The sequence below is a fragment of the Paraglaciecola sp. genome (genome assembly GCF_030730205.1).
GTDB lineage: Bacteria > Pseudomonadota > Gammaproteobacteria > Enterobacterales > Alteromonadaceae > Paraglaciecola.
The window spans coordinates 1-2320 of sequence record NZ_JANQVQ010000232.1 but is presented as its reverse complement, the minus strand read 5'-3'; the positions used below and the strand labels follow the sequence as shown (position 1 = coordinate 2320).

Genomic DNA, 2320 nt, shown 5'->3' with positions numbered 1-2320 from the left:
ATGGCAAAGTATAAAGGCATTATTTTAGCAGGGGGCTCTGGTTCGCGTTTGCACCCAATCACCATGGGCACCTCAAAGCAGTTGCTGCCAATTTACGATAAACCGATGATCTATTATCCCTTGTCTGTTCTTATGCTTGCTGGTATTAGCGAAATACTCATTATCACCACACCCGAGGATCAAGCTAATTTTATGAAGCTTTTGGGTGACGGTAGTGCCTTTGGGATTGACTTAAGTTATGCCATTCAACCAAGCCCTGATGGATTAGCGCAAGCCTTCATTATTGGTGAAGACTTTATTGGCGAAGATAATGTTGCGTTAGTACTCGGTGACAATATTTTTTACGGTCAGCATTTTTCCTCTTATTTAAAAGCAGCAGCGAAGGTTGAAACTGGCGCAACGGTATTTGGCTACCATGTCAACGATCCTGAGCGCTTTGGCGTTGTCGATTTTGATGAAAATGGTAAAGCCATAAGCATCGAAGAAAAACCCAATAAACCTAAGTCAAATTATGCCGTGACTGGATTATATTTTTACGATAATCAAGTAATTGATATTGCCAAAAATATCAAACCCTCTGTACGTGGTGAGCTTGAGATAACAGATGTGAACTTGGCTTACATGCAAAAAGGAGAGTTAAATGTATCCCTTTTAGGTCGAGGCTTTGCATGGTTAGATACTGGCACACATGACTCCTTATTAGAGGCTGGACAATTTGTACAAACAGTTGAGCACCGTCAAGGGCTAAAAGTCGCGTGTTTAGAAGAAATAGCCTACAGCCAGAAATGGATAAGCAACGCGCAATTAATAAAAAGAGGTAAAAGTCTCGCCAAAACAGGTTATGGACAATATTTACTGAAAGTGGCTGACGGATATAAATAAATGCAAGTAGTTAACACTAAATTAAACGATGTATTGATCTTTGAGCCTACCGTATTCGGTGATGAGCGCGGCTTTTTTATGGAAACTTACCGAGCTGATTTTTTTACTGAACAAACTGGCTCAAAACCCCTAGTGCAAGACAATCACAGTAAATCGGCACAGGGCATACTGCGTGGTCTGCATTATCAACTAGAACAAACACAAGGTAAATTAGTGCGAGTTATACAAGGTTCGGTGTTTGATGTAGCTGTAGACTTACGCCAGTCATCTTCAACTTACGGTCAGTGGGTGGGTGTTGAGTTGTCAGCCCAGAATAGTCGTCAATTATGGGTGCCTGAAGGCTTTGCTCATGGATTTTACGTCACCAGTGACACCGCTGAATTCGTTTATAAATGCACTGATTACTATCATCCTCAATCTGAAGTTTCAATTAGTTGGAACGACCCAAGTTTGAATATTGATTGGCCTTTAGTCAATGGTCAGGCTCCCAACTTATCGGCTAAGGATATTGCGGGAACATCCTTTGCTGATGCACCGAAATTTAAATAAAGAAGTTAATAAATGAACGTGTTAGTAATTGGAAAAAATGGCCAATTGGCGTATGAAATGTTGAAATCAGCACCTCAAAATCTGAACTGTGTTGCTGTAGGACGTTCTGAGCTTGATATTAGCGATTTGGACGAGGTAAATCATGCCTTTACAAAGTATAAGCCCAATGTTGTGATTAATACGGCTGCTTATACTGCGGTTGACAAAGCCGAGTCAGACCAAGAGGCTGCCTATGCAGTGAATGAACTAGGCGCGGCTAATCTGGCCAAAATATGCAAAGAGCATGGGGTGAGATTGTTACACGTTTCCACAGACTTTGTATTTGACGGCAATCAAACCACTCCCTATCAAACTGATGACGCAGTGAATCCATTAGGTGTATATGGCGCGTCTAAACTTGCCGGTGATCAAGCTGTACAGCGTATTTTACCCAGTTCGGTCATAGTACGCACGGCGTGGGTTTACTCTGAGCATGGAAACAATTTTGTTAAAACCATGCTGCGCCTTATGGCTGAAAAACCGCAGCTAGGCATTGTGTATGATCAAGTGGGTACACCGACTTGGGCTGCAGGTTTGGCCAAATGGTTATGGGCGGTAGTTGCAAAACCTGAAGTGAGCGGTATGTTTCATTGGACAGATGCAGGTGTTGCTTCTTGGTATGACTTTGCGGTAGCGATTCAAGAGCTTGCAATACAAAAAGGTTTGCTTGATAAAGCCATCCCAATTCGACCGATACCCGCTAGTGCTTATCCCACGCCAGCGAAACGCCCTAGCTTTTCTGTTATCGATAAAACCACTGCAGAGACCGCTTCCGGGCTTTTAGCTGTTCATTGGCGCACGCAGTTATCGAGTATGTTAGACGATTTGAAAAAACAATATTAATAAAACA

Annotated in this window: 3 protein-coding genes; all 3 read left to right on the top strand. The window is 42.4% G+C overall.

Annotation, left to right across the window (positions count from 1 at the left end; translation table 11 throughout):
* Positions 1 to 882, top strand: an 882-nt coding sequence (rfbA, locus tag NWQ57_RS15420) for a glucose-1-phosphate thymidylyltransferase RfbA (RefSeq protein ID WP_306023052.1), incomplete at its 5' end; no start/stop codon positions are given.
* Positions 883 to 1431 carry a dTDP-4-dehydrorhamnose 3,5-epimerase gene (gene rfbC / locus NWQ57_RS15415; protein WP_306023051.1) on the top strand — a complete coding sequence of 183 codons (549 nt, stop codon included), beginning with the start codon at positions 883 to 885 and terminating at the stop codon, positions 1429 to 1431.
* 12 nt (positions 1432 to 1443) lie between these two features.
* Positions 1444 to 2313, top strand: coding sequence for a dTDP-4-dehydrorhamnose reductase (gene rfbD / locus NWQ57_RS15410; RefSeq protein WP_306023050.1), 870 nt, complete (start codon positions 1444 to 1446; stop codon positions 2311 to 2313).
* The last annotated feature ends 7 nt before the right edge of the window (positions 2314 to 2320 follow it).

Coding starts and splice junctions, on each gene's coding strand:
- rfbC (WP_306023051.1), top strand. CDS start 883: ATGCAAGTAGTTAACACTAAATTAAACGATGTATTGATCTTTGAGCCT.
- rfbD (WP_306023050.1), top strand. CDS start 1,444: ATGAACGTGTTAGTAATTGGAAAAAATGGCCAATTGGCGTATGAAATG.